Origin of the sequence: Streptomyces calvus, assembly GCF_006782915.1 — a bacterium.
Lineage (GTDB): Bacteria > Actinomycetota > Actinomycetes > Streptomycetales > Streptomycetaceae > Streptomyces > Streptomyces calvus.
Genome location: NZ_VCNP01000059.1, coordinates 1 through 23,564 on the forward strand (window position 1 = coordinate 1; position 23,564 = coordinate 23,564).

A 23,564-nucleotide genomic window follows, 5' to 3' on the forward strand; every position below is an offset into this window, starting at 1 on the left:
CCGGGTCAGCGGCAGGTCCGCGGCGTGGTGGATGTCGACCGGGCGGCCGTCGACGAGGACCGCCTCCGGCGTCGTGGGCACCTGCACGGTCGGTACGGCCGTGTTGGCGACCATGTCGCCGCGGGTCAGGCCCCGGCTGTCCCGCAGCGCCGTGTAGCGCACCCCCTTGGGCAGCGCGCCCGCGGCGGCCCGGTCGTCCAGGCAGGCCTGGGAGACGAAGACCGTGGACAGCCGTCGCGGAGCCCCGCCGAGCCCTCCGAAGTAGGGCCTCATCCGCCGCGGCTGCGTCAGCCGGGTGGAGCCCGAGCCCGAGCCCGACACCCCCCAGGCGACGAAGCCGGACTTGATCACCAGCTCCGGCTGCGCGCCGAACGTGGCGGGCCGCCACAGCACGACGTCGGCGATACGGCCCGGACGCAGCGAACCGACGTCCGACGCCATGCCGTGCGCGATCGCCGGATTCAGGGTGATCTTGGCCAGGTAGCGCAGCACCCGCTCGTTGTTGACGACGTCCGGCCCGGTCTGCCCGGCCAGCTGCGCCTGGACGTGGGCGAGCTGCCAGGTGCGGCGCGCCGTCTCCGCGATGCGGCCCATGCCCATGGAGTCGGAGTTGACGATGCTGATCGCGCCGAGGTCGTGCAGCGCGTTCTCGGCCGCGATGGCGTGCTCGCGCACCCGGCTCTGCGCGATCGACACATCGCTCTCCACCCCGTGGTGGCCGCCGTGCACCGTCATCGTCATGGGCAGCAGCTCGGCGACGGTGGCCGGTGTCAGGGGCAGCGTCGGAGTCGTCGAGGAGGTGAGCACGTGAGGCTGCGAGACGATCTCCAGCAGGTCGGGATGCCCGCCGCCGCCCTCCACGTGGTAGGCGTGCACGGTGCGCCCGCGGGTGGCCGAGAGGGTGTCGGCCAGGTAGCCGGACTCGTTGAGCGTGTCGGTGTGCAGGGCCACGGGCAGGTCGGCCTGTTCCGCGACGCCCAGGCAGGTGTCCACGATGCGGGGCGTGGCCCCCCAGTCCTCGTGGATCTTGAAACCGCCGGATCCGGCGAGGACCGCGCGCTCCAGCAGCTCCTGCGAGGAGGAGGAGCCGCGGGCCAGGAACGCCACGTTGACCGGGGCGTCGCGCCAGCCCTCGATGAGGCTGTGCAGGTTGTACGCGGGGTTCGCACCGACGTCCCACACGCCGCCGATCCCCATGCCGACCATGGTGGTGACACCGGCGGAGAGCGCCGCGGGCACCACCTCGGGGCTGGAGAGGTGGACGTGGGAGTCCACGACGCCGGCCGTGGCGAGCATCCCCTGCCCGTTGATCATCGCCGTGTGGGAGTCCACGACGAGTTCGACCCCGGCGTCGATCTCCGGGTTGCCGGCCCGGCCGACGCCGACGATCCGGCCGTCCTTGATGCCGATGTTGGTCTTGCGGACGCCGATGAGCGGGTCCAGGACGACCACGCCGAGGATCACCATGTCCAGCGCGCTCTCACGGGCCGCGCGGCCGGTCACCAGCAGTCCGTCGCGGGCGGTCTTGCCGCAGCCGCCGAGCAGCTCCTCACCGGGCTCGGTGTCGTCGCCGTCCACCCGCACCCACAGGTCGGTGTCGGCCAGCCGGACCCGGTCACCGGTGGTGGGGCCGTACAGGGACGCGTACACGCGCCGGGACATCCGGTTCATCGGTCTGCTCCTCGTGCGACCACGGTGACGGTGCGGGTCGAACCCGCCTCGAACTTCTGCGAGGTCCCGGCCGGGAGGTCCAGCCGGTGTCCGCGCGCCGCCTCGCGGTCGAAGTCCAGGGCGGTGTTCGCCTCCTCGAGCGGGAAGTGCGAGGAGACCCACACCGCGCGGGCGCCGTGGTTGGTGATCTGCAACTGCTTGCGCGGACGGCCGGGCGCCAGATCCGTCTCGCCGCCGGCGGCCAGTACGGCACCGGGGTCGTCCGGCCCGGCCGGCCCGAACGGTTCGGCGACGTGGACCAGCGTGGAACCGTGCGGGAAGAGCGCCTCCACCTGGAGGCTCGGCACTGTCCCGGCGACTCCGGGCAGCAGCCGGTCACGGGTCACGACCTGCCGGGCCCGCTCCACCACGGTCTCCAGCGGCACACCGTCCCAGGCCATCTCGAGGACCTCGTCGCACACCAGGGCGACCGCCTCGGTCGCACCGAGCCGGGCGCCGCGGGCGAGCCGCCGCCGGGCGAGTTCGGCGGCCGAGAACAGCGTGAGCCGTTCGTGCTCGCGTGGAGTCAGATGCATGGGAATTCCCCTCATGATCGTGCGCGGCGCGGTGGCCGCGCGGTGGGGCACGCACAGCACAATGCCCTGGAAGGAGTGCGTGAACAATGCTGAAACGCTCCGCCCTGAGGCAGCGATAATGTGCACATGCACAACTCACCGGATCTCGACGCCCGCGCGGCCGTCCCCGCTCCCGGGCCCGTCGGCGACGGCAGCGCGCCGTTCCCTGCCGAGCTGCGCACGCTGGTGCGTGACTGCCTGGACGACCTGGACGAGCTGGTCGGCCGGTACGTCCCGGAGGTCGCCGCGCTCGGCGACTACGAGGACACGGTGTCGTCCGAGGACCTGCGGGACACCGCCCGTGCCTGTTTCGAACTGCTGCTGCGTCTCATCGGCGACCTGCCGGTGCCCGAGGACCTGCGCGCCGTGCCGGAACGCCTCGGCCGCCGCCGCGCCCACCAGGGCGTGCCGCTGGAGCGGCTGCTCCAGGCCGTGCGCATGGACTTCCGCGTGCTGTGGACCGCGTTCCTGGAACGCACCCGCCCCGAGGACCTGCCGCAGCTGACGCGCGGCGCGGTGCGGGTGTGGGAGGCCGTGGAGTTCCACACCGTCCACGTGCACGCCGCCTACCTGGACGAGGTCGCCGTGCTGGCCCGGGAACGGGAACGCGAGCGGACCGCGATCATGGGCAGGCTGCTGTCCTCCGACGGCCGCGACCAGCAGCTCCTCGCCCAGGCGGCCACCCTGCTCCAGGTCAACGCCCAGTCGGACTTCGTGGTGGCGGTGGCGCCGCCGGAGTCGCAGCAGGAACTGCGCCGGGCCGTCGCGGCACGGCTGACCGGCCAGTCCTGGCACCTCCAGCAGCACAACGGCATGCTGGTCCTCGTGGCCAGGCTGCCGCAGGGGGCGGACGCTCCGCCGCCCGGCTGGCTGGACGGCGTGGCGTGCGCGCTGGGCCCGGTCGCCCACGGACTGGCCCGCGTCCCCGACACGGCCCGCGTGACCGAGGCGATCGCCGTGACCATGGACGGTGCGACGGCACCCGGCCCGGTGACCCTGGTCGAGGCGTGGATGCCGGTGGCGGCGGCACGGCTGGGACCGATCGCCGGGATGCTGGCCGACGCGGTGCTGACCGGCCTGGACCGGCTGCCCCCGCACGAGCGGCAACGCCTGGTGGACACCGTGGTGGCGTACTGCGCTTCCGGCTCGGTCGCCGCGGTGACCCGCGAGCTGTACTGCCACCGCAACACGGTGCTCAACCGCCTGAGCCGGTTCACCGAGCTGACCGGCCTGCATCCCACCAGGCCGACGGAGGCGGCCGCCGTCCTGTTCGCCCTGCAGTGCGACCGGAGCCGGAGCAGCTGACACGGATGAGGCGGGCCCCGTCCCGTCGACCGGTTACGCGTCGGTGCCCGTCACCGGTCTGCTGCCCGGGAGCTGCGTACGTCCGACCACCGGCCCGACGCCACTCGGCGGAAGGGCTGACGGCGCCGCTCCCTAAGGAGCCGCGCCGGGACCCTACCGGCGTCCGTCCGCCGGGAGCTGCGCCCGCCGCCCGCGGCCGGCCATCACCGCGTACACCAGCACACCGGCGAACAGGAACAGCACACCCTGGTAGACGGCCGCGTATCCGGCGCCCGCGACCAGCCACAGCGAGAACCCGCCCGCGACCGACGCGACCACGGTGTCGCGCACCAGCCGCACCCGGTCGACCCGGTCGCGGCGCCCGGAGACCAGGTCGAACAACTGCGCGGCGGTGGCCAGCAGATACGGCACGGTCGCGGTGAACGTGGTGACGAGCACCAGCACCTCGAACACCTTCGCCGAGCCCGAGGCGTAGTTGTACACGGTGAGCAGCGAGGCGAGGACGACGGTGACACCGACGCCGAACGTCGGCACTCCGCGCCGCCTGCGCGTGAACGCGGCCGGGAACAGTCCGTCCTTCGCCGCCGCGTACGGGGTCTGGGCGCTGAGCAGCGTCCAGCCGTTGAGGCAGCCGGTCATCGACACGAGCGCGGCGAGCGCCACGGCCCAGCCGCCCCAGGACCCGCCGAACATGGCGTCGACGGCGTCCGAGAACGGCGCGGTGGAGTCGACCAGGCGGTCGTGGGCGACCGTTCCGAAGACGGACAGCGTGCCCAGCAGGTAGACCAGCGCCGCACCTGCGGTGCCGATGACGGTGGCGCGTCCCACCGTGCGCCGGGGGTCCTTGACCTCGCCGGCGCTGACGGCGGCGGACTCCACACCGAGGTAGGAGAAGAGCAGGATCGCGGCCGAGGCGGAGACCGCGCCGATGGCACTGCCGCCGCCGGCGTTGAAGGGGCCGAGGTTGTCCGGGTCGAAGAAGAACAGCCCGCCGACCGCGACGAGCAGCAGCGGTGCGAACTTCAGCACGGTGGACACCAGCTGCACGGCTCCCACGTAGCGGCTGCCGGCGAAGTTGGCGAGCGCGGGCAGCCACTGCAGGACGAGGGCGGCCAGGCAGGCGGTCCAGCGGTGGTCGTTCACCGGGATCAGCACGTCGAGGTAGCCGACGGCGGCGACGGCGAGCGCCGCGTTGGACACCCAGGTGGTGATCCAGTACGCCCAGGCGGCGAGGAAGCCCGCGAAGTCGCCGAACGCCTCGCGGGCGTAGACGTACGGTCCGCCGGTGCGCGGGTCCCGCTCGGCGAGCCGGCCGAAGACCAGCGCGAGGGCGACGGCGCCGACGGTCAGGACGCCGAAGGCGAGCAGACTGACCGTGCCGTACGGGGCGACGGAGGCCGGAAGCAGGAAGATGCCGCCGCCGATGATGTTGCCCATGACCAGGGCGGTGGCGACGGGCAGCCCGAAACGGCGGGCGTGCCGGCCCGAAGTGCCGCCGGCGGGGCGGTCGGGGGCCGCGGGGGTCTCCTGCGGGGCCGGAGCCGACGGAGGGACGGTTCCGGTGTCGTGCATGGGGTGGTGCGCCTCTCTTCGAACTGCTGCCCGGGATCGCCGGGACGGCGCCCATGGTCGGGTACGGCCCGGGGCCCTTCCAAATCGCACGTATTTGTCCTGCGTGAACCCCTGCCGCACGGTAAAAGGTGCGCCGTCGCGGGCCCTCGGCCGCGAATTGTCCGGGATTCCCGCGGTGCCTCGTCGTCCCGCCCGCCGGTGCCCTGCGTCCCGTCCGCCCCACCCTCCGTGGCGGTCCCGGAGGAGTCCGCCTCCGGCGAGCGGAACGGTGACAGCCGACACGTGCGCCCCAACTCTTCGCGCGGTCCCGCGTATTGACGTCGGAATGCGGGGTGTCTACTGTGACGCCGCATCGTTACATCGATGTAAACGCTGCACGGTCCCCGCCCCGAACGTGGCCTTCCGGCCGAGATCCACTCCCGGAAAGGACCCCCTCCTGTGTCTCCGAGACCCCGCCCGCGCCTCCTCCTGCTCGCCGCCGCCCTGCTCGGCCTGGTCCTGGGCCTGCTGCCGACGGCCACCGTCCCGGCCGCCGCCGCTTCGCCCGCGGCCGCGCAGCCACGGGCCGCCGCCGCTGCGGCCGGCACGTTCCGCAACCCGCTCAACACCGGCCCCGACCCGTTCATGACGCACTGGAACGGCGCCTACTACCTCACCACCACCCAGGGCGACAGCATCAAGATGTGGCGCTCTCCGTCCCTGGGCACTCTGCTGACGGCCGATCCCGTCACCGTCTGGACGGACACCGACCCGTCCCGCAACCGCAACATGTGGGCCCCGGAGTTCTACCGCTTCGGTGACCGCTGGTACCTGTACTACACGGCCGACGACGGCATCGACGAGCACCACCGCCTGTACGTCCTGGAGTCGGAGCGCGACGACCCGGCCGGCCCCTACCACTTCAAGGCGAAGCTCACCCCGCCCAACCACGCCGACGACTTCGCCATCGACGCGGGCGTCCTCCAGCTCGGCGGGCGTCTCTACCTCGCCTACAGCGGCATCAACCAGTACCAGCACAACGGGCTCAACATCGCCCCGATGTCCAATCCGTACACCGTTTCGGGCAACGCCGTCGCGCTCGACGCGGCCGGCGGCTGCCCCGAGGTGCGGGAAGGACCGGAGTTCCTGTACCGCAACGGGCGGGTGTGGATGACGTATTCGGCCTGCGACACCGGCAAGCCGGACTACCAGGTGTGGATGATGTCGATGCCGCTGACCGCCGACCCGCTCGTGCCGGGCAACTGGCAGCAGCACCAGGGCGCGGTGTTCTCCCGGGCCGACGACCGGGGCGTGTTCGGGCCGGGCCACCACGCCTTCTTCCGCTCTCCCGACGGCACCGAGGACTGGATCGTCCACCACGCCAAGACGACGTCCCAGTACACGTACTCCGACCGCACGACGCGGGCGCAGAAGTTCACCTGGCGGGCCGACGGCAGCCCCGACTTCGGCCGTCCGCTCGCGATGGGAGCCACCCAGGACCTCCCCTCGGGCGATCCCGGCTCGGGCAACTACTGGATCAACGACGACGGCCGCTCCAGCGGCCCCGGCGGTGTCACCTACACCGGCTCCTGGAACTCGGGCACCGGCTGCGCCACCCAGTGCTTCTGGAGCGACGACCACTGGAGCGACCGCGCCGGGGCCACCGCCACCTTCTCCTTCACCGGCACCCGCATCGTCCTGCTCTCCGTGAAGGACACCGGCAACGGCTACGCGGCCGTCAGCGTCGACGGCGGGCCCGAACAGCGGGTGGACTTCCACGGGCCGATCCGCGTCGGCGAGGCGGTGCAGTACGTCAGCCCACGCCTCCCGTACGGCCGGCACACCCTCCGCGTCCGGGTCACGGGTGAGCACAACTCGCAGTCCCGGGCGTCCTTCGTGAGCGTGGACCGCGCCGAGGTGTACATGAACTGAGACCGGCCCGCCGGCCGTCGGTGACGCCGATGCACCGACGGCCGACGGGCCTTCGTCGCTCCCCGCCCGCACCGCCCGCACCGGCGCGTCACGCACCCGGACGCCCTGCACCGCCGGACGCTCCACTGAGGCCGCGTCTACTCCGGCGGCGTAGGAGTGTCGTGCGTGTGGTACATCGCCTGGATGTCCAGCTCCAACTGGACGGTGGGGCCGACCACCGCGATGCCGCGGGCCAGCATGGAACGCCAGTTGAGGGTGAAGTCCTCGCGGTGCAGCTCCGTCTTCGCCAGCGCCGCGCAGCGCAGCTCCTGGTCGTAGCCGCCGTTCACGGTACCGAGGTAGGTGGTGTCGAGGCCCACCGAACGGCTGGTGCCGTGCATGGTGAGGGTGCCGTGCAGCGTCCACTTGGCACCGCCGTGGTAGGCGAAACGGGTGCTGGTGAAGTCGATGTGCGGGTAGCGCTCGACGTCGAGGAAGTCCGCGGACCGCAGATGGTTGTCACGGGTCTTGTTGCCCGTGGTGATGCTGGACGCGTCGATGCGCACGCTCACCTGCGACTCGGTCATGTCCGGCGCCACGCGTATCGCGCCCTGGAAGCGCGTGAAACGGCCGTGGACGTGCGCCATGCCGACGTGCTTGGCGATGAAACGGATCGCGGTGTGCGGCGGATCGAACAACCAGGTACCGGCGGGCGGCAGTTCCAGCTGACGTGCGGGCACCAGCATCATGCGCGCCCGGGGACGCGCCACCCCCGGGGCGATGTCGACGGTCTCGCGGGCGGGGTTCAGCCCTTCGGCCGAGGCCATCACGCTGTACGAGCCCGGCGGCAGCGCCGCCATGAACAGTCCGTACGGGTCCGTGGTTCCCCGCACCGTGACGCGGTGACTGTCCCGTTCGGTCACCGTGACCTCGGCGCCACCGATCGGCTGCTCCATGCTGTCGACGACCTCGCACCCGAACCCGCCAGCGCCGGGCGGCAGGAGGGCCGACAGTTCATGCGCGCCGCCGGAAGAGCGCCGGCGTCGCAGCAGTCCGAGGACCATGATTCGTCACCTTTCTGGTACGGGTCGCTGGTGCGTCACCCGCACGATGAACGCGTTCGCGGTTGCCAAGCACCCCTCGGCCGTCTGGCGGAACGCGTCCGAGGGGTGCCTCAGGCAAGATCATAAAGCCGCCGCCCGGGCGCGGTCCGGCCCGGGGCCCCGCCGAGAAAGGCCCGGATTGAGCGATAACGCCTCCATGTGTCCCCAACTGACGCCACGCGAACCGGACGCCCGCCGCCCTCCTTTGCGTCACTGCACCGGCAAAGCCCCGAAGACCTGACGCAACGTTCACAGTCTCCCCGCACTTTCGGGGCATCCGGACGGCAGGCCCGCACGCTCCCGGCCGCCACGTCGCACGCCCGGCAACCGCCGCAGGCGGCCTAGGAGTTCCAGAACTGCCTCAGCGCCCGGTTGACGGCGTCCGGTTGCTGGGTGTGCGGGTAGTACCCCGGAACGCGCAGCACCCGCGCGTCGAGCGCGTCACCGAGGAACTCGGCACAGGCCATCAGCGGTTCACCGACGTAGGCGCGATACGGCTCCGGCGCCTCCTCCCAGGTGCCGCAGACCACCAGGGTCGGCCACGGAGCGGACCGCAGCGGGTCGAGCGGGATGCGGGCCTCCCAGACGGGCCGCTCCCGCATCGACGTGGCGACCGCGCGCAGCCGCCCGGGGGTCGGCTCCGGCATGGGCAGCCCGATGCCCTCCGTGGACGCGCGCAGGAAATCGAGTGGGGTCACGGACTCCGGCAGGTCGCCCGGCGCCGACGCCGCCACCCGGTCCAGCATCGCCGCGACGACGGGGTGCTCCGCGGCGGCCGTGAAGGCGGAGGGCTGGATGAGCGCCAACGACCGGACCAGATCCGGGCGGCGTCCGGCGGCCAGCATGGCGATCACCCCGCCGTTGCCGTGACCGACCAGATGCGCCCCGGACCCACCGCCGCCCGGCACGGCATCCAGACCCTCGAGCAGGCGGACGACGTCCTCGGCGTCGGTCTCGAAGTCGCTGCGCCCGGCCCCCGCACTGCGTCCGTACCCGCGCCGGTCCACCAGGTGCAGGCGGAAGCCGTCGGCCAGCGGACGCTGCGCCGCGAAGCCGTACAGGTCGTCACTGCCCCAGGTGAAGATGTTGTGCACGAAGACCGCGTGCGGCCCCTGCCCGTTCGTCCCGTCCCACCTCGTCACATGGATCCGCGTCAACGGCTGTGCCTCCTCCCGGCTGCCGACCGCCCAGGAGGACCCGCCCCGCCCGAGGATCCCGCGGGCGCCCGGCCCCTCGGCGGACTCCGGCCGAACCGCCCGGCCGGCCCTACGATGATGCCCCGCGCACCGGCGCCGCGTCCGCGTGCGAGAAACAGCCGGCGCCGCCGTTCGCCTAGGCTGTCGCCCGTGCCAGCCCCACCCCTGCGCCGTGTCGCCGTCCTCGTCCTCGAAGGCGCCAAGCCGCTCGACGTCGGCATCCCCGCCCAGGTGTTCACGACCCGGGCGAGCATGCCGTACGAGGTGCGGGTGTGCGGCCCCGCCCCGGGACTGGTCACCGGCGGCGACGGACTGTCGTACCACGTCGCCCAGGGACTCGACGCCCTGCGATGGGCCGACATCGTCTTCGTCCCCGGCTACCGCTTCCCCGACCGCGAGGACCCGCCCGCCGCCGTCGTCGACGCGCTGGCCGCGGCGCACGACCGGGGCGCGCGGCTGGCGGCCATCTCCACCGGCGCCTTCGCCCTGGCCGCCACGGGCCTGCTCGACGGCCGGCGCGCCACCACCCACTGGCACTACACCAAGGCCCTCGCGGCCAGACATCCCGCGGTCCGGGTCGACGAGAACGTGCTGTTCGTCGACGAGGGCAGCGTACTGACCTCGGCCGGCGCCGCCTCGGGCATCGACCTGTGCCTGCACATCCTGCGCGGCGACCTCGGGGTGGCCGCCTCGAACCACGCCGCCCGGCGGCTGGTCGCGGCCCCCTACCGCAGCGGAGGCCAGGCGCAGTACGTGCCGCGCAGCGTGCCGGAACACCTCGGTGAGCGGTTCGCCGCCACCCGCGAATGGGCCCTGCGCCGGCTCGGCGAACCCCTCACCCTCGCCGAACTCGCCCGACACGCGGCCGTCTCACCGCGCACGTTCTCCCGGCGGTTCGTCGAGGACACCGGCTACACGCCGATGCAGTGGGTCATGCGCGCCCGCATCGACGCCGCCCGCGAACTGCTGGAGCGCTCGCAGCGCAGCGTCGAGCAGATCGCCGCCGACGTCGGCCTCGGCACGGGCGCCAATCTGCGCCTGCACTTCCAGCGCATCCTGGGCACCACGCCGAGCGAGTACCGGCGCACCTTCGCCGAGGCCGACCAGTAGCGGCGCACGCCACCACGGGGCGGTTGGCGCGATCCTTGCGAACCATGGCGATCACGCCACTGCCGCCGACCCGCAGGGAACGCGATCCTCGTCGTGGAAGAAGGGACACCACACATGACTCGTATCGCGATCAACGGATTCGGCCGCATCGGACGCAACGTGCTGCGCGCGCTGCTCGAACGCGACAGCACGCTGGAGGTCGTGGCGATCAACGACCTCGCCGACCCCGCGACCCTGGCGCGCCTGCTCGCCTACGACACGACCGCGGGGCGGCTCGGCCGGCCGGTCACCGTCGACGGGGACACCCTGGTCGTCGACGGCCGCCGCATCAAGGTGCTGGCCGAGCGCGAGCCGGCGCAGCTGCCGTGGGCCGAACTGCGGGTGGACATCGTGCTGGAGGCGACCGGCCGCTTCACCTCCGCCAAGGCCGCCCGGGCCCACCTGGACGCGGGCGCGAAGAAGGTCCTGGTCGGCGCGCCGTCCGACGGTGCCGATGTCATCCTCGCCTTCGGCGTGAACACCGACGCCTACGACCCGGCGCTGCACACCGTCGTCTCCAACGCCTCGTGCACCACCAACGCGCTCGCGCCGCTGGCCGCGGTCCTCGACGAGGTCGCCGGTATCGAGCACGGCTTCATGACGACGGTGCACGCCTACACCCAGGAGCAGAACCTCCAGGACGGCCCGCACCGCGACGCCCGCCGCGCCCGTGCCGCGGCCGTCAACATCGTGCCCACGACGACGGGCGCCGCCAAGGCGATCGGACTGGTGCTGCCCAACCTCGACGGCAAGCTGTCCGGCGACTCGATCCGCGTCCCCGTTCCCGTCGGCTCGATCGTCGAGCTCAACACGACCGTGTCCCGGGACGTGACGCGCGAGGACGTACTGGAGGCGTACCGCGCGGCGGCCGAGGGCCCGCTCGCCGGGATCCTCGAGTACTCGGAGGACCCGCTGGTGTCGTCCGACATCACCGGCAACCCGGCGTCGTCGATCTTCGACTCGGCCCTGACCCGCGTCGAGGGCCGCCACGTCAAGGTGGTCGCCTGGTACGACAACGAGTGGGGCTTCTCCAACCGTGTGATCGACACACTGGAACTCCTCTCCGCCTGACCGGGCGGCACGATGTCCTTGCGGGTTCGGCCCGGAGGCACGCGGCAGGGGCGGACGGACGGCCGGGCGGGCGGAAAGCCGCCGGCGGTGGCTGTCCGGCCGCCTACTGCGGGCTGATGAGGAGCAGCGCGATGTCGTCGCCCGGAGTAGGGGCGTGCCGGACGAGGGTGTCGGCCATGGCGTCCAGGTCGCCGGCATCGGCCGGTTCCACGAGCCCGGCCAGGGCGGCGATCGCGTCGTCGAGGTCGACTCCCGGCGCCTCGATGAGCCCGTCGGTGTAGAGGACGAGGACGCAGCCGGGCGGCAGGTCGCATTCGAGGGCCGGGTACCGGGCGTCCGGAGTGATGCCGAGGAGGAGCCCCGGCGGGACGCGGAGCAGTTCGGTGCGACCGTCCGGGTGGCGCAGCAGCGGTGGCGGATGCCCCGCGCTGGCCAGGCAGGCACGCCGCCGGCCCAGGTCGAGATGCGTGTAGAGACAGCTGCTGAACAGGCCGGGGTCGAGGTCGGTGAGGAGCCGGTTGGTGCCGTTGAGGACATGGTCCGGGGACGCGCCGACGGTGGCGTGGGCGTGGACGGCGGTACGCACCTGACCCATGAGGGCCGCCGCGTCGATGTTGTGGCCCTGGACGTCGCCGATGGCGGCGCCCGCCGTGTGCCGGTCGAGGTGGATGAGGTCGTAGAAGTCGCCGCCGACGCCGAGGCCGCGGGCGGCGGGGTGGTAGCGGGCGGAGACCCGCAGCCCGGGGATGTCCGGGAGGCTGTGGGGGAGCAGCGCGGACTGGAGGCGGTGGGCGAGGTTGTGTTTGGTGTCGTAGAGGCGGGCGCGGTCGAGGGCCTGGCCGACGAGGCCGGCCAGTGAGGTGAGGACGGCGCGTTCACTGGGCGGGAACGTGTGGGGCCGGTCGTAGGCGACGAGGAGCGATCCGATGGGGTGGCCGGAGGCGATGAGCGGCAGGAAGGCCCACGCGGCCATCCGGTCCTCGTGGACGACGGTCGGATAGGTCCGTTTCAGATCGCCGAAGTTCGCGTAGAAGCCGGGCTCGCCGGTGGCGAGCACGTGGGCCCCGGGGATGTCCTGGCTGAGGGGCAGGTTGTCGAAGCGCTCCATCAGCTCGTCGCTGTATCCGCGGGAGCCGAGCAGCTTGAGCCGCCCGTCCTCCGCCGTCATCAGGACCATGCCCTGGGCGCCGAGCGCGGGCAGCAGCTGGTCGGCGGTCTGGTTGACGACGTCCTGCACACCGACGGCCTCGGTCAGGCTGGTCGCCAGATGCATGAGGTGGTACAGGACGGTGGCACGGCCGGGGCCCCGGGTCGGCGGCGGCTGCGGCGCGGGCGTGCCTCCGTCGCTCCCGGCGGGAGTGATCCGGACGCTGATGCCGGAGGAGTCCGGGTACAGCTCGAACGACAGCCAGGTGTCCGGCGGACGCAGGACGGTGAAGGCCTGCGGCCGGCGGCTGACGAGGGCCGCCCGGTAGCGGTCCTCGACCTGGGGGACGTCCATCCACGGAAGGATCTCCCAGGGCAGGGAGCCGAGCAGGTCGTCGGGGGCCGCGCCGACGAGGTCGGCGGCGGCCGGGGTGATGAAGGTGATGCGGCCGTTGAGGTCGAGCGTGCAGGACCCTCCCGGCAGACGGTCCAGGTACGCGGCGACGGCCGACGCCTCGGCGGGGGAGGGCACACGCTCCGGTGGGGTCGTCACGAGGCGCGGCCGCTGCGTGGGCCGTGGCGGTTCGCCGCGGTCCGCCGCTTCCTGGAGCAGCCCGCTCAGACGTCGTCGGCCCGCCTCGACCGCCTCCCGCTCGTCGGCAGTCAGGTGCGGCGGGTGGTCGCCGGGCCACAGGAGGACCAGCCCGCCCCAGACGGCGGAGTCGGTGGCGAGGGGAACGGCCGCCAGCGCGAAGTCGTACGGGAGGACCAGCGCGGGCCTCGGGTAGCGGCGCGCCATCTCCTCCCGTCCGCCGACCCAGACCATGCGCCGCTCCCGCACGGCGTCCGCGACCGGCATCGGGTCGTCGAGCGACACACGCGTCCAGGGGGCGGCGATGGCGCGCGGGGTGCCGGTGAGCATGGTCAGCCACAGCGCGTTCCCGTCGGGTGGCAGGACGTACAGCAGGGCTCCGGAGGCGTTGCTCTGCCGCACCACGTCGGCGATCGCGCGGTCCATCAGCCGGCCCGCCCGCCCACGCGACGCCGGGACCGGCGCGCGCCGGTCCACGACGACGGCTTCCGTCGGTCGACACCGCGGAGGGAACCCCGCCGGGCCGTGCGACCACGGCGTGTGCCGGAGGAAAGGAGATCAGCGGCTGCCACGGCTGTCGCCTGCCCTGTGCGGTCCGCCGCCTGCCCCGGGCACGACGGCCACCCTTCCGGACGCCGGGGTGTGCCGACCGGCGGGATCGGTCGCCGCCTTCCGCCGGTTCCAGCGCGGCTGTACCTCACCAGCCTCACCGAACAACTCCATACCGGGACAATACGCGCTTCTCATGGTGGGAGCACCCATACCCGGCCCGCCTCGGACCGCACCGCGCGTGACCGTGTCAGTGGTGGGGGCCGTGCCGGCCGAGGGTCTCCACGGGGGTGGCGCCTGGGCGGGTCCACTGCGGTACGGGGCGGCTGGTCGGCCCCCAGGTGGCGTTGCCGTCCGCGTCCGTGCGCCAGGACCAGCACGGGGCATTGCCTTCCGGCCATCCTGCGGGAGCGTCCTCCCAGGCCTCCCCGCGGCCGTAGGGCGTCATGTCCAGCAGGCCGAGGGAGGCGTTGACCCGTTCGTTGCCGCGGCCCGTCGTCGCGTAGGTGAGGAACGTACGGTCACCGTCGCGCAGGAAGCAGGTGAGGTACCCCATCTCCCCGCCGACCGGTTCGTCCACGCCCCGCACGGAGTACCAGGGCTGGGTGTAGCCCATGAAGTCGGTGTAGGCGGCCACTTCGTCCCAGCGCCCGGTGGTGAGGACGGCGAAGGAGACGCCGCGGGCGTTGAGGTAGACGGCGTCCTTCACATGCCAGGCCGTGGTGGTGCAGCCCTCGCACTGGCCCTGGTGCGGTGCGCCGTCGTACCACATGTGCTTGTAGACGACGAGCTCGTCGCGCCCCTGGAACAGGGCCAGGAACGGCACCGGGCCGTCGGCTCCGGTGACCTCGACCGTCCCGTCGAACTCCACCATCGGCAGCCGGCGGCGTGCCGCGGCGATGGCGTCGCCCTCACGGGTGTGGGCCTTCTCGCGGGCGAGCAGCTCGTCACGCGCGGTCCGCCAGGCGGCCGGGTCCACGACGGGCGGACGGCCGGGCAGCGCGGTGGCCGGGTCCTCGGGTGCGGTGGTCATGGTGGTCTCCACGGTGTCTCGTGCCGCGCGGTGCTCCACGACGCCTAGCGGCGCCGGTCCCGTGCGGTCCTCTGTGACGCCCCACGACGCCGATCCGGTGCGGCGCACCGCGACGTCCTACGACGCTCATCACAGAAGACCGGCGGCGCGGCCGGAACTCATCGCGGCATGGGGTCCTCCCGGCCGCTGCCCCCGGCCGGGCACGGCGGCCCGGCCCTGCCCGGTGCGACGCCCGGAAGACACCCGGAAGGGTGGAAAAGCCAGCCGTTCGGTCCCGGCCCCGGCCGGTGCCCGAAGCCCGGGCGACACGACCGGACTACCTTTCCCGCGGAACAGACCCCTGTGCTGCCCGGCAACCCCGCCGGGTCCGCGCTGCGTTCCGGCCTCATCAGCGTGCTGCGTTCAAGGGACTCCGATGGCGACACACACGACCGAACCGATTTCTCCGGTCCCGGCGGCGGAAGGACGACGCGGCAAGGGACGCGTGGTCATCTCGTGGCTGACCACGACCGATCACAAGAAGATCGGCCACCTCTACCTCATCACGTCGTTCGTGTTCTTCCTGATCGCCGGGCTCCTGGCGATGGTGATCAGGGCGGAGCTGGCCCGGCCGGGTCTGCAGATCGTGTCCACGGAGCAGTACAACCAGGCGTTCACCATGCACGGCACGATCATGCTGCTGCTGTTCGCGACGCCGACCTTCGCGGGCTTCGCCAACGCCATCATGCCCCTGCAGATCGGCTCGCCCGATGTGGCCTTCCCCCGGCTGAACATGCTCTCGTACTGGCTGTTCGCCCTCGGCGGCCTCATCGTGATGGTCGGCTTCCTCACCCCGCAGGGCGCCGCCGACTACGGCTGGACCGCCTATCCGCCGCTCAGCGGAGGCGAGCGCACGCCCTTCGTGGGCGGCGACCTGTGGGTGATGGGGCTGGCGCTGTCCGGGTTCGGCACGATCCTCGGGGCGGTCAACTTCATCACCACCATCATCTGCATGCGCGCCCCCGGCATGACCATGTTCCGGATGCCGATCTTCACCTGGAACGTGCTGCTCACCTCGCTGCTCGTGCTGCTCGCCTTCCCGGTCCTGGCCGCCGCGCTGTTCGCGCTGGAGGCGGACCGCAAGTTCGGCGCGCACGTCTTCGACCCGGCCAACGGCGGACCGATCCTCTGGCAGCACCTGTTCTGGTTCTTCGGCCACCCCGAGGTCTACATCCTCGCCCTGCCGTTCTTCGGCGTGGTCAGCGAAATCATCCCGGTCTTCTCCCGCAAACCGATCTTCGGCTACATGGGCCTCGTCGGGGCCACCATCGCGATCACCGGGCTGTCCGCCACCGTGTGGGCACACCACATGTTCGCCACCGGTGCGGTGCTCCTGCCGTTCTTCTCCTTCATGAGCTTCCTGATCGCCGTGCCCACGGGTGTGAAGTTCTTCAACTGGATCGGCACCATGTGGCGGGGATCGCTGTCGTTCGAACCGCCCATGCTGTGGGCGGTCGGATTCCTCGTCACCTTCCTCTTCGGCGGCCTGACCGGCGTCCTGCTCGCCTCACCGCCCCTGGACTTCCACGTCCACGACAGCTACTTCGTCGTGGCGCACTTCCACTACGTGCTCTTCGGCACGATCGTGTTCGCGATGTTCGGCGGATTCAGCTTCTGGTGGCCGAAGATGACCGGCACGATGCTCGACCACCGGCTGGAGAAGATCCACTTCTGGAGCCTGTTCATCGGCTTCCACACCACCTTCCTGATCCAGCACTGGCTCGGTGCCGAGGGAATGCCCCGCCGCTACGCCGACTACCTGGCCGCCGACGGCTTCACCGCCCTCAACACCGCTTCCTCCATCGGAGCCTTCCTCCTCGGCCTGTCCACCCTGCCCTTCCTGTACAACGTGTGGAAGACCGCCCAGAAGGGGGAGCGGATCGAGGTCGACGACCCGTGGGGCTACGGGCGTTCCCTGGAGTGGGCCACCTCGTGCCCGCCGCCCCGCCACAACTTCGTCACCCTGCCGCGCATTCGCTCGGAGTCGCCGACGTTCGACCTCCACCGCCCGGCCCTGGCCGAGGTCGACCAGGCGGAGAACGCCGGGCAACGCGACGTCGTCGACCCCGAGGGCCACCAGGGCGGCAGGCCGTGACGCGGAGTCGGTTCCGGCCTCCTGCCACCGGCGACGCCGCCGCCCTCCCGGCCGAGGCGGAGGGCTTCCTCATGGCCCAGGCCCACATCGCCCAGGCCCACCGTGAGGCGGAGGCCCTGTGCGCCGCCCTTCCGTGGCTGACCACCGCCCAGGCCGAGGACCTGACCCGGCACTACGTCAGCCAACGCATCGACCTCACCCGCCAGATGCTCGAGGCGACGGTCCGCCGCGCCGGCGAACTCCGCCGGGAGTACGAGGCCCGCTACCTCGAGCTGCGAGGAGCCCTCCTCAGACGCCACGCCGCGTGGGCGTCATGCCTCCTGGCCTGCGCCGCGGGCTTCGGCGCCACGGTGTGGACGACGGCGCGGTAGGCCGACCCCCCGGCGGCTGCCGCGGCCCCGCGCCAGTGTCCCCGCGCCGGTCCCCACGCCGTGCCTCCGCGCTGGACCCCACGCCCGTGCGTCCGCGCCGGACCCCACGCCCGTGCGTCCGCGCCGGAGCCCGCGCCTGTGCGTCCGTGCCGGACCCCACGCCAGTGTCCCCGTGCCGGAGCCCGCGCCCGTGCGTCCGCGCCCGTCACGGCGTCGCGGACGGCGGGACCTCCGCCCGGCCGCCACTGCCCCCGCCGTACTTGCCGTTCTCGCCGTGCTTGCCATGCTTGCCGTTCAGGGTGCTGGGCCACCAGGCACGCGGACCGATGTCGATCACGAGCGCGGGTACCAGCAGCGAACGGACCACGAGGGTGTCGAGCAGCACACCGAACGCGACGATGAACGCGATCTGCACGAGGAACGCGAGAGGAATGACCGTCAGGGCGGCGAAGGTCGCGGCGAGGACCACACCGGCCGAGGTGATCACTCCTCCGGTGGTGGTCAGTCCGCGCAGGACGCCCTGACGGCTGCCGTGGGCGAGTGCCTCCTCCCGGACCCGGGACATGAGGAAGATGTTGTAGTCGACACCGAGCGCGACGAGGAACACGAAGCCGTACAGCGGGACGGACGCATCCGTCCCGCTGAACCCGAGCAGGTGCTCGAAGACGAGCGCCGAAATTCCGAGTGTGGCAAGGAAGTTGAGCGCGACGGTCGCCACCAGCAGAACCGGCACCAGCACGGAGCGCAGCAGCAGCACCAGGATGAGCAGGATGATGACAAGGACGAGCGGCACGATGAGGGCGCGGTCGTCGGCGGCGGTCCGCTGGGTGTCGTACTGCTGTGCGGTGTAGCCGCCGACCAGGGCGTCGGCGCCGGACACGGCGTGGACGTTCTCCCGCAGCCGCTCGACGGTCTCCTTGGCGGCGTCGCTGTCGGCGGCGGCCTGCAGGGTCGCGTCGATACGGACCCGGCCGTCGACGACCAGCGGTTCCCCGTCTCCCGGCCCTCCCCGGGCGGAGACGACGGTGGCCGACGCCACGCCCTCGGTCCGCCGCGCGGCTGCCGTCACCTCGGTCGCGCGGTCGGCGTCGGCGATGATCACGGCCGGGTTGCCGGATCCGCCGGGGAAGTGCCGGCCGAGGGTCTGCTGCGCCGTCACCGAGGGCGCGTCCGACACGAAGATCTCGTCGAGCGGTACGCCCTTGGCGGAGAGCGAGGGGGAAAACGCCGCGAAGGCGGCCAGTGCGAGCGCGGTCACCACCCACGTCCTGCGCGGGCGGCGGTCCACGGCGGCGGCGACCCGACGCCATACCCCGTGTCCTTCCGCGGAGGCGTCGGCCGCCTTCGGCCGGGAGGGCCAGTACGCGGCACGGCCGAGCAGGGCCAGCACGGCCGGCAGGAACGTGAGCGTGGACAGCACGGCGCACACGATGCCGATCGCGCCGACCGGCCCCAGGGCGCGGTTGTTCATGAGATCGCCGGCGAGCAGGACCAGCAGCCCCAGCGCCACGGTGGCCGCGCTCGCGGTGATCGCGCCGAACGAGCTGCGCACCGCGGCGAGCGCGGCCGCGGCACGGTCGTCGCGCACGGCGAGTTCCTCACGGAAGCGCGCCGCCAGCAGCAGCGCGTAGTCGGTGGCGGCACCGATGACGAGGATCGACAGGATGCCCTGCACCTGCCCGTCGACGCGGACCACGTCCCGGTCGGCCAGGGCGTAGACGACGGCACAGGCCAGTCCCAGAGCGAACACCGAGCCGAGGATGATGACGAAGGGCAGCAGCACGCTGCGGTAGACGAGCAGCAGGATCAGCAGCACGGCCGCCAGTGCCACGCCGAGGAGCAGCCCGTCGATGCCGGCGAACGCCTCGGACAGATCGGCCTGGCCGGCCGCGGGGCCGGCGATCAGCGCGGTCGTGTCCGGCACGCCGCCGGCCGCCCGGCGCACCTCGTCCAGGACCGCGGGCAGGTCGTCGCCGAGGTCGGACTCCAACTGGACGACGGCCTGCAAAGCTTGCCGGTCGTCGGAGACCAGCGCGGCCGTCGGCCGGCCGACGACGCCCGGCTGCCCCGCGAGCGCACCGACCGCGCGGCTGGCACCGGCCTGTTGCGCCTCGGTGACGGGTTCTCCGTCGGTGGTCCAGACGACGATGGCGGGTACGGCGTCCGACCGGGCGAAGTCCTCACCCTCTTCGAGTACGCGGGTGGACTCGGCGCTGCGCGGCAGGAAGGCGGCCTGGTCGTTCGTGGCGACCTCGCCCAGCTTGCCCGCATAGGGGCCGAGCGTGCCGCCGATGCCCAGCCAGACCAGCAACAGGACGACGGGGACGAGCCACCGGGCCGTGCGCGGGTTGTTCTTCACGTGATTCCTCGGGTGGTGCCGATATATGTCACTCATCAACTATCTCAATGATTGAGTGATCATATACTGGAGGTATGAGCGGTACCCACGACACCTCGCCCACTCTCCCCGGCGACGACCTCACAGGTCTGCAGCAGTTCGCTGTCCTTCTGCGCCGGATGAACGGCGAGTTCAACCGCATCGCCCAGGAGTTCGCTCACACCCACAAACTCCACCTCACCGACGTGCTGGCCCTCATCGCCCTGCTCGACGCCGACACCACCGACGGCCCCATGACACCCGGCCGGCTCCGCAAACAGCTCAACCTCACCTCCGGCGCCGTCACCGCATGCCTCGACCGCCTCGAGAAGGCTGGCCACATCCGCCGCGTCCGGGCCGACGACGACCGCCGTGTCGTCCACCTCCACTACGCCGAAGCCGGCCGCGCCCTCGCCCGCGAGTACTTCCGTCCCCTGGCCCACAGCACCCAGACCGCCCGAGACCGCTTCACCCAGGATGAACTGCAGGTGGCCGCCCGCTTCCTCACGGAGATGAACAAGGAACTGTCCCTGCTGCGCACCTGAACGCCCCACGACACCACCGCCCCGATGGCCACGTCGTAACCCTCGCGCCCCGGCCTTCAACTCCTGAAACGGCAACGCATGCGCGCAAAGAGAGGGCTCCTGTGAGTGACCGCGAGGTACGGCGGTCACCGTGACGGCTGACATACGTGCGCCAGATATGTCAGCCGCCGCAATGCATCGCACCAACCGATCCACGATCCAGGAGCGACACCATGAGATGGGACAGTCACCGCGTCGTCATCACGGCCGCCGGCCGCGACTTCGGGCGAACCCTGGCCATCCGCCTCGCGGACCTCGGTGCCGAGATCTTCCTCTCGGCACGCGAACTCACCGCCGCTCAACGAGTCCGCGACGAGATTCGCGACCGCGGCCATCAGCGGGTGCACGCCTTCGCCTGCGACCTGACGGACCCCGCTTCGATCCGCGACTTCGCTTCCAGCGTCGCGGAACACACGGACCGCGTCGACGTACTCATCAACAACGGTTCTCGCTACCTCGCGGGGCCGGACCTGCTGTCCGCATCCGACGCCGACGTCGTCGACACCATCGCCTCCGGCGCCACCGGCACGGTCCTGACGACGAAGAGCTTCCTCCCCCTCCTGCTCAACTCGGCGATACCGGATGTCGTGACGATGGTCTCCGCATGCGCAACACCGGGCCACCACCGGTCAGACGCGCACGACGCCTTCTACGCAGCCAAGAGCGCCCAGGCAGGGTTCACCGAGATCCTCTCCAAGCGCCTGCGCTCTCAAGGGGTCCGGGTGATTTCGCTCTACCCGCCCGACTTCGACAACGCCGACCCCCTGTCCGAGGAGTGGGAGACCACCCCGCGTGAGGCCGATGACGCCCTCACCGCGCACTCGCTCGTGGAGTGCATCCTCTTCGCCGTCGCCCAGCCTCGCGACTGCTTCATCAAAGCGTTCCACTTCGAACAGGTCTGAACGGTGCCCTCGCGCGTAGACGCACGACGGCGGATGCCAGGTCCGGAAGCGGGCCCGGCCGCATCTGGATTTCGCGCTGCTGCTGAAGTCCTGCACCAGGCACGGCCGGTTCCCACCGGGGCCGGGTGGTTTTCCCGGACGAGGTGGCCGGTTTCGTCGCCCTGCAGATGAAGGTGTCGGCCAAGAGTCGTGACGTACCACCGGCTCGCCGCCACGAGCCGGGAACGGGCCTTTCGCGTCCTCCGAGTTGCGGTACACGATGCGGGACGTGTCCCGCTCGGCCAGGTCGCCTGCCGTCGCCGGGTCCCTCCTGGACGGCAAGCGGGGAACGCGCGCCGCTCACCGTTGTCCGCCCCGGCCTGCGCATCCCTCCCGAAAGTCGCCTGACGTCACGTGTACTTCGCAGGCTCGCGAGCAGTGCCGCCGCCGGACAGAGCCTTCGCTTCGGACCGGGGCATGTCCCACGGGCGTGGGGCCGAGGCTGGCCGGTCGGTCTTCAGTTGTGTCCCGAGGGATCTGCGGAGACCGCAGGGTGCTGTCAGCCGTCATCCTCCTCGGCGTCAGGTGGTCGCGGGTTCACCTGGGGTCTGCTCCAGCGGACCGTGGCCGGGGCTACCCGGCCGGGCGGGTGAGCAGTTCCACCAGCGCGGCCCCGCGGCCGGTCAGCCGCTGGCGCACCTCACGGCCGTAGCGCTCCCGCTGGAGCAGACCGGCCGCCTTCAGGTACTCGCAGTGGTAGGTGATCGTGCTGACCCCGGTGTTCAGCGTGCGGGCCAGCTCACTGACCGTCGCGGGGGGCTGCAGCGAGCGGAGTACGCCTGCCCTGACCGGTCCCAGCAGCTGAGCCAGTCCGTCCTCACGGGCGGGCTGCCGTTCCGGTGGGCCAAGACGCTTCAGTCCGGGCAGCGGGTAGCTGAACCAGACCACGTCGTCGCGGTCGAAACTGTGCATCGAGGCGGCGGTACCGGAGACCACGGGTACCAGCACCAGTCGGCGGCCCCCGAGTTCGAAGACCTCCCTCGCGCACTGCGGCAGCTCGAGCGCCCCGTCCACGTAACGCACCCGGGGGCTCAGACCGGCCAGCACCGCGCCGAGATTCCGGCTGACCACGGCGGAACCCACCCGCTCGGTCTCCTTGCCCAGCAGGGTGTCCGCCCGCGCCCACAGCGGCTCCAGGCGCCGCCAGGCGGCGTCGGCCACCTCGTGGTACGCGGCGAGGAAGCGCGCGGGATCGTCCAGCACCCGCTGCCAGCTCCGGGGCACCGCGTCACCGAACTGCCCGGTCACCTCGGCCGCGAGGTCGTCCGGACCGACCTCCCGCAGCTGGGACAGCACGGTCTCCATACGGGTGGCGCGCACGTCGCCGGTCAGCGCCAGTACGTCGGGCAGCCAGCCGTGTCCGGGCGCGAACAGGGGGCGGATCACGTCGGCCGACGCGGGAAGGGCGGATTCGACGGTGCTCCGCCACCGCCCCGGCACTCCGTGCCGCGCACCTCCCAGCACCTCGTGCAGCACGGGGAAGAGGGTGGCGCCGGGGGTCCGGGCCACCTCCACGTGCACCTCGTCCAGCGAACCCAGTAAGAGACGACTCCCGGTCAACAGAACCCCCGTCGTGAAGGCAAAGCGTCGTTCGTGCTCCGACCAGCACAACACCGTCCGGCCGGATGCCGTTCCCCGGACGTCGGGTTTCCGGCCACCGCGGCGGACGGCCGCGGCGACGTTTCGAGGAATTCCGAAAAGCTTGCACGCCGCCCCACCGCGGCCGACGCTGGCCGCACGAGGGACACCGCCCGGCCAAGGGCCTCCCGGAACCCATCAGGGGGAATCAGACAATGCACAGGACGAGTTCACGCCCGCTGACCAAAATCATGACCACGGCCGCGGTGGGCGTGATGGCCGCCGCCGGCATGGCGGCTCCGGCCTCCGCGGCGGAAGCCCCGCAGGCCGGCCGGACGAACGTGAGCGCCCAGTTCGAGACGGTCACCACCTGGGTCCAGGGCAATGTGCGGATCGGGCCGTCGACGGGCTACCGCATCGCCTACACCGTCGCGGCGAACCAGAACCTCACCGCCGTGTGCTGGCTCGAGGGCGGCACGGTCTCCGCCAACGGCTACACCCACAACAAGTGGGTGTACCTCTTGGACGACAACTACATCTGGGGCGGCCTGCTCAAGGGCAACGAGGTGGGCAACGTCAGCTCCCGCTGCTGGTGACCCACCGGGCTCCCGCACCCACCGCGGGAGCGGCCGTCCCCGCTCCGCGTGCCGCTCCCCGGCCACCCGCTGCATTCGCTCGGTCGGGGTCG

At 72.0% G+C, this 23,564-nt stretch carries 18 protein-coding genes; 9 read left to right on the forward strand and 9 right to left on the reverse strand.

Annotated features, from left to right (window positions below; genetic code table 11):
• Both FGW31_RS34115 and FGW31_RS34120 read right to left on the reverse strand, forming a co-directional pair.
• A partial coding sequence (locus FGW31_RS34115) for an urease subunit alpha (RefSeq protein WP_142197497.1) occupies positions 1 to 1,671 on the reverse strand: 1,671 nt, incomplete at its 3' end.
• Positions 1,668 to 2,246 (reverse strand): urease subunit gamma, encoded by a 579-nt coding sequence (locus FGW31_RS34120; RefSeq protein WP_142197498.1) that lies wholly within the window; start codon positions 2,244 to 2,246, stop codon positions 1,668 to 1,670. The genes FGW31_RS34120 and FGW31_RS34115, both read right to left, overlap by 4 nt.
• 126 nt (positions 2,247 to 2,372) lie before the next feature.
• Here FGW31_RS34120 and FGW31_RS34125 point away from each other — a divergent pair, with 126 nt between their 5' ends.
• On the forward strand, positions 2,373 to 3,590 hold the full coding sequence (locus FGW31_RS34125) for a PucR family transcriptional regulator (protein WP_142197499.1): 1,218 nt from the start codon (positions 2,373 to 2,375) through the stop codon (positions 3,588 to 3,590).
• Positions 3,591 to 3,743: 153 nt separating this feature from the next.
• On the opposite strand, the gene FGW31_RS34130 is transcribed toward FGW31_RS34125, so the two are convergent.
• Positions 3,744 to 5,162 carry an amino acid permease gene (locus FGW31_RS34130; RefSeq protein ID WP_142197500.1) on the reverse strand — a complete coding sequence of 473 codons (1,419 nt, stop codon included), beginning with the start codon at positions 5,160 to 5,162 and terminating at the stop codon, positions 3,744 to 3,746.
• A gap of 438 nt (positions 5,163 to 5,600) precedes the next feature.
• Between FGW31_RS34130 and FGW31_RS34135 the strand changes: the two genes are divergently transcribed.
• Entirely contained in the window at positions 5,601 to 7,073 is a 1,473-nt protein-coding gene (locus FGW31_RS34135) for a family 43 glycosylhydrolase (protein ID WP_142197501.1), read from the forward strand.
• Between the two features lie 137 nt (positions 7,074 to 7,210).
• On the opposite strand, the gene FGW31_RS34140 is transcribed toward FGW31_RS34135, so the two are convergent.
• Together FGW31_RS34140 and FGW31_RS34145 are read right to left on the reverse strand one after the other, a co-directional pair.
• On the reverse strand, positions 7,211 to 8,116 hold the full coding sequence (locus tag FGW31_RS34140; protein ID WP_142197502.1) for a YceI family protein: 906 nt from the start codon (positions 8,114 to 8,116) through the stop codon (positions 7,211 to 7,213).
• A gap of 380 nt (positions 8,117 to 8,496) precedes the next feature.
• Positions 8,497 to 9,312 carry an alpha/beta fold hydrolase gene (locus FGW31_RS34145; protein WP_182675142.1) on the reverse strand — a complete coding sequence of 272 codons (816 nt, stop codon included), beginning with the start codon at positions 9,310 to 9,312 and terminating at the stop codon, positions 8,497 to 8,499.
• A 189-nt stretch (positions 9,313 to 9,501) separates the two neighbouring features.
• On the opposite strand from FGW31_RS34145, the gene FGW31_RS34150 reads away from it, so the two are divergent.
• Both FGW31_RS34150 and gap read left to right on the forward strand, forming a co-directional pair.
• Positions 9,502 to 10,461: a GlxA family transcriptional regulator gene (locus FGW31_RS34150; protein WP_142197503.1), complete on the forward strand. Its 960-nt coding sequence runs from the start codon at positions 9,502 to 9,504 to the stop codon at positions 10,459 to 10,461.
• Positions 10,462 to 10,575: 114 nt separating this feature from the next.
• The gene (gene gap, locus FGW31_RS34155) at positions 10,576 to 11,571 is read left to right on the forward strand and encodes a type I glyceraldehyde-3-phosphate dehydrogenase (RefSeq protein WP_142197504.1); all 996 of its coding nucleotides are present in this window, start codon (positions 10,576 to 10,578) and stop codon (positions 11,569 to 11,571) included.
• A 103-nt stretch (positions 11,572 to 11,674) separates the two neighbouring features.
• Here the strand turns inward: gap and FGW31_RS34160 are convergent, their stop codons facing one another.
• Together FGW31_RS34160 and FGW31_RS34165 are read right to left on the reverse strand one after the other, a co-directional pair.
• On the reverse strand, positions 11,675 to 13,735 hold the full coding sequence (locus FGW31_RS34160; protein ID WP_142197520.1) for a SpoIIE family protein phosphatase: 2,061 nt from the start codon (positions 13,733 to 13,735) through the stop codon (positions 11,675 to 11,677).
• Positions 13,736 to 14,108: 373 nt separating this feature from the next.
• Positions 14,109 to 14,891 carry a DUF899 family protein gene (locus FGW31_RS34165; RefSeq protein WP_142197505.1) on the reverse strand — a complete coding sequence of 261 codons (783 nt, stop codon included), beginning with the start codon at positions 14,889 to 14,891 and terminating at the stop codon, positions 14,109 to 14,111.
• A gap of 415 nt (positions 14,892 to 15,306) precedes the next feature.
• On the opposite strand from FGW31_RS34165, the gene ctaD reads away from it, so the two are divergent.
• Together ctaD and FGW31_RS34175 are read left to right on the forward strand one after the other, a co-directional pair.
• Positions 15,307 to 17,025, forward strand: coding sequence for an aa3-type cytochrome oxidase subunit I (gene ctaD, locus FGW31_RS34170; protein WP_182675140.1), 1,719 nt, complete (start codon positions 15,307 to 15,309; stop codon positions 17,023 to 17,025).
• Positions 17,022 to 17,396: a hypothetical protein gene (locus FGW31_RS34175; RefSeq protein ID WP_182675138.1), complete on the forward strand. Its 375-nt coding sequence runs from the start codon at positions 17,022 to 17,024 to the stop codon at positions 17,394 to 17,396. The genes ctaD and FGW31_RS34175 overlap by 4 nt, the downstream gene beginning before the upstream one ends.
• A 205-nt stretch (positions 17,397 to 17,601) precedes the next feature.
• Here the strand turns inward: FGW31_RS34175 and FGW31_RS34180 are convergent, their stop codons facing one another.
• Positions 17,602 to 19,791 carry an MMPL family transporter gene (locus FGW31_RS34180; protein WP_142197506.1) on the reverse strand — a complete coding sequence of 730 codons (2,190 nt, stop codon included), beginning with the start codon at positions 19,789 to 19,791 and terminating at the stop codon, positions 17,602 to 17,604.
• A gap of 38 nt (positions 19,792 to 19,829) precedes the next feature.
• Between FGW31_RS34180 and FGW31_RS34185 the strand changes: the two genes are divergently transcribed.
• Together FGW31_RS34185 and FGW31_RS34190 are read left to right on the forward strand one after the other, a co-directional pair.
• On the forward strand, positions 19,830 to 20,318 hold the full coding sequence (locus tag FGW31_RS34185) for a MarR family winged helix-turn-helix transcriptional regulator (protein WP_233288482.1): 489 nt from the start codon (positions 19,830 to 19,832) through the stop codon (positions 20,316 to 20,318).
• Between the two features lie 212 nt (positions 20,319 to 20,530).
• The gene (locus tag FGW31_RS34190; RefSeq protein WP_142197507.1) at positions 20,531 to 21,259 is read left to right on the forward strand and encodes an SDR family oxidoreductase; all 729 of its coding nucleotides are present in this window, start codon (positions 20,531 to 20,533) and stop codon (positions 21,257 to 21,259) included.
• A gap of 612 nt (positions 21,260 to 21,871) precedes the next feature.
• On the opposite strand, the gene FGW31_RS34195 is transcribed toward FGW31_RS34190, so the two are convergent.
• Positions 21,872 to 22,858, reverse strand: a complete 987-nt coding sequence (locus FGW31_RS34195) for an ArsR/SmtB family transcription factor (protein WP_142197508.1) — start codon at positions 22,856 to 22,858, stop codon at positions 21,872 to 21,874.
• Between the two features lie 269 nt (positions 22,859 to 23,127).
• Here FGW31_RS34195 and FGW31_RS34200 point away from each other — a divergent pair, with 269 nt between their 5' ends.
• Positions 23,128 to 23,472 carry an SH3 domain-containing protein gene (locus tag FGW31_RS34200; RefSeq protein ID WP_142197509.1) on the forward strand — a complete coding sequence of 115 codons (345 nt, stop codon included), beginning with the start codon at positions 23,128 to 23,130 and terminating at the stop codon, positions 23,470 to 23,472.
• Positions 23,473 to 23,564: the final 92 nt, after the last annotated feature.

Bases quoted from the DNA above. Each gene is read 5' to 3' on its own strand.
- FGW31_RS34165 (WP_142197505.1), bottom strand. From the start codon at position 14,891: ATGACCACCGCACCCGAGGACCCGGCCACCGCGCTGCCCGGCCGTCCG.
- FGW31_RS34125 (WP_142197499.1), top strand. From the start codon at position 2,373: ATGCACAACTCACCGGATCTCGACGCCCGCGCGGCCGTCCCCGCTCCC.
- ctaD (WP_182675140.1), top strand. From the start codon at position 15,307: ATGGCGACACACACGACCGAACCGATTTCTCCGGTCCCGGCGGCGGAA.
- FGW31_RS34140 (WP_142197502.1), bottom strand. From the start codon at position 8,116: ATGGTCCTCGGACTGCTGCGACGCCGGCGCTCTTCCGGCGGCGCGCAT.
- FGW31_RS34160 (WP_142197520.1), bottom strand. From the start codon at position 13,735: ATGGACCGCGCGATCGCCGACGTGGTGCGGCAGAGCAACGCCTCCGGA.
- FGW31_RS34130 (WP_142197500.1), bottom strand. From the start codon at position 5,162: ATGCACGACACCGGAACCGTCCCTCCGTCGGCTCCGGCCCCGCAGGAG.
- FGW31_RS34180 (WP_142197506.1), bottom strand. From the start codon at position 19,791: ATGAGTGACATATATCGGCACCACCCGAGGAATCACGTGAAGAACAAC.
- FGW31_RS34190 (WP_142197507.1), top strand. From the start codon at position 20,531: ATGAGATGGGACAGTCACCGCGTCGTCATCACGGCCGCCGGCCGCGAC.
- FGW31_RS34120 (WP_142197498.1), bottom strand. From the start codon at position 2,246: ATGCATCTGACTCCACGCGAGCACGAACGGCTCACGCTGTTCTCGGCC.
- FGW31_RS34185 (WP_233288482.1), top strand. From the start codon at position 19,830: ATGAGCGGTACCCACGACACCTCGCCCACTCTCCCCGGCGACGACCTC.
- gap (WP_142197504.1), top strand. From the start codon at position 10,576: ATGACTCGTATCGCGATCAACGGATTCGGCCGCATCGGACGCAACGTG.
- FGW31_RS34200 (WP_142197509.1), top strand. From the start codon at position 23,128: ATGACCACGGCCGCGGTGGGCGTGATGGCCGCCGCCGGCATGGCGGCT.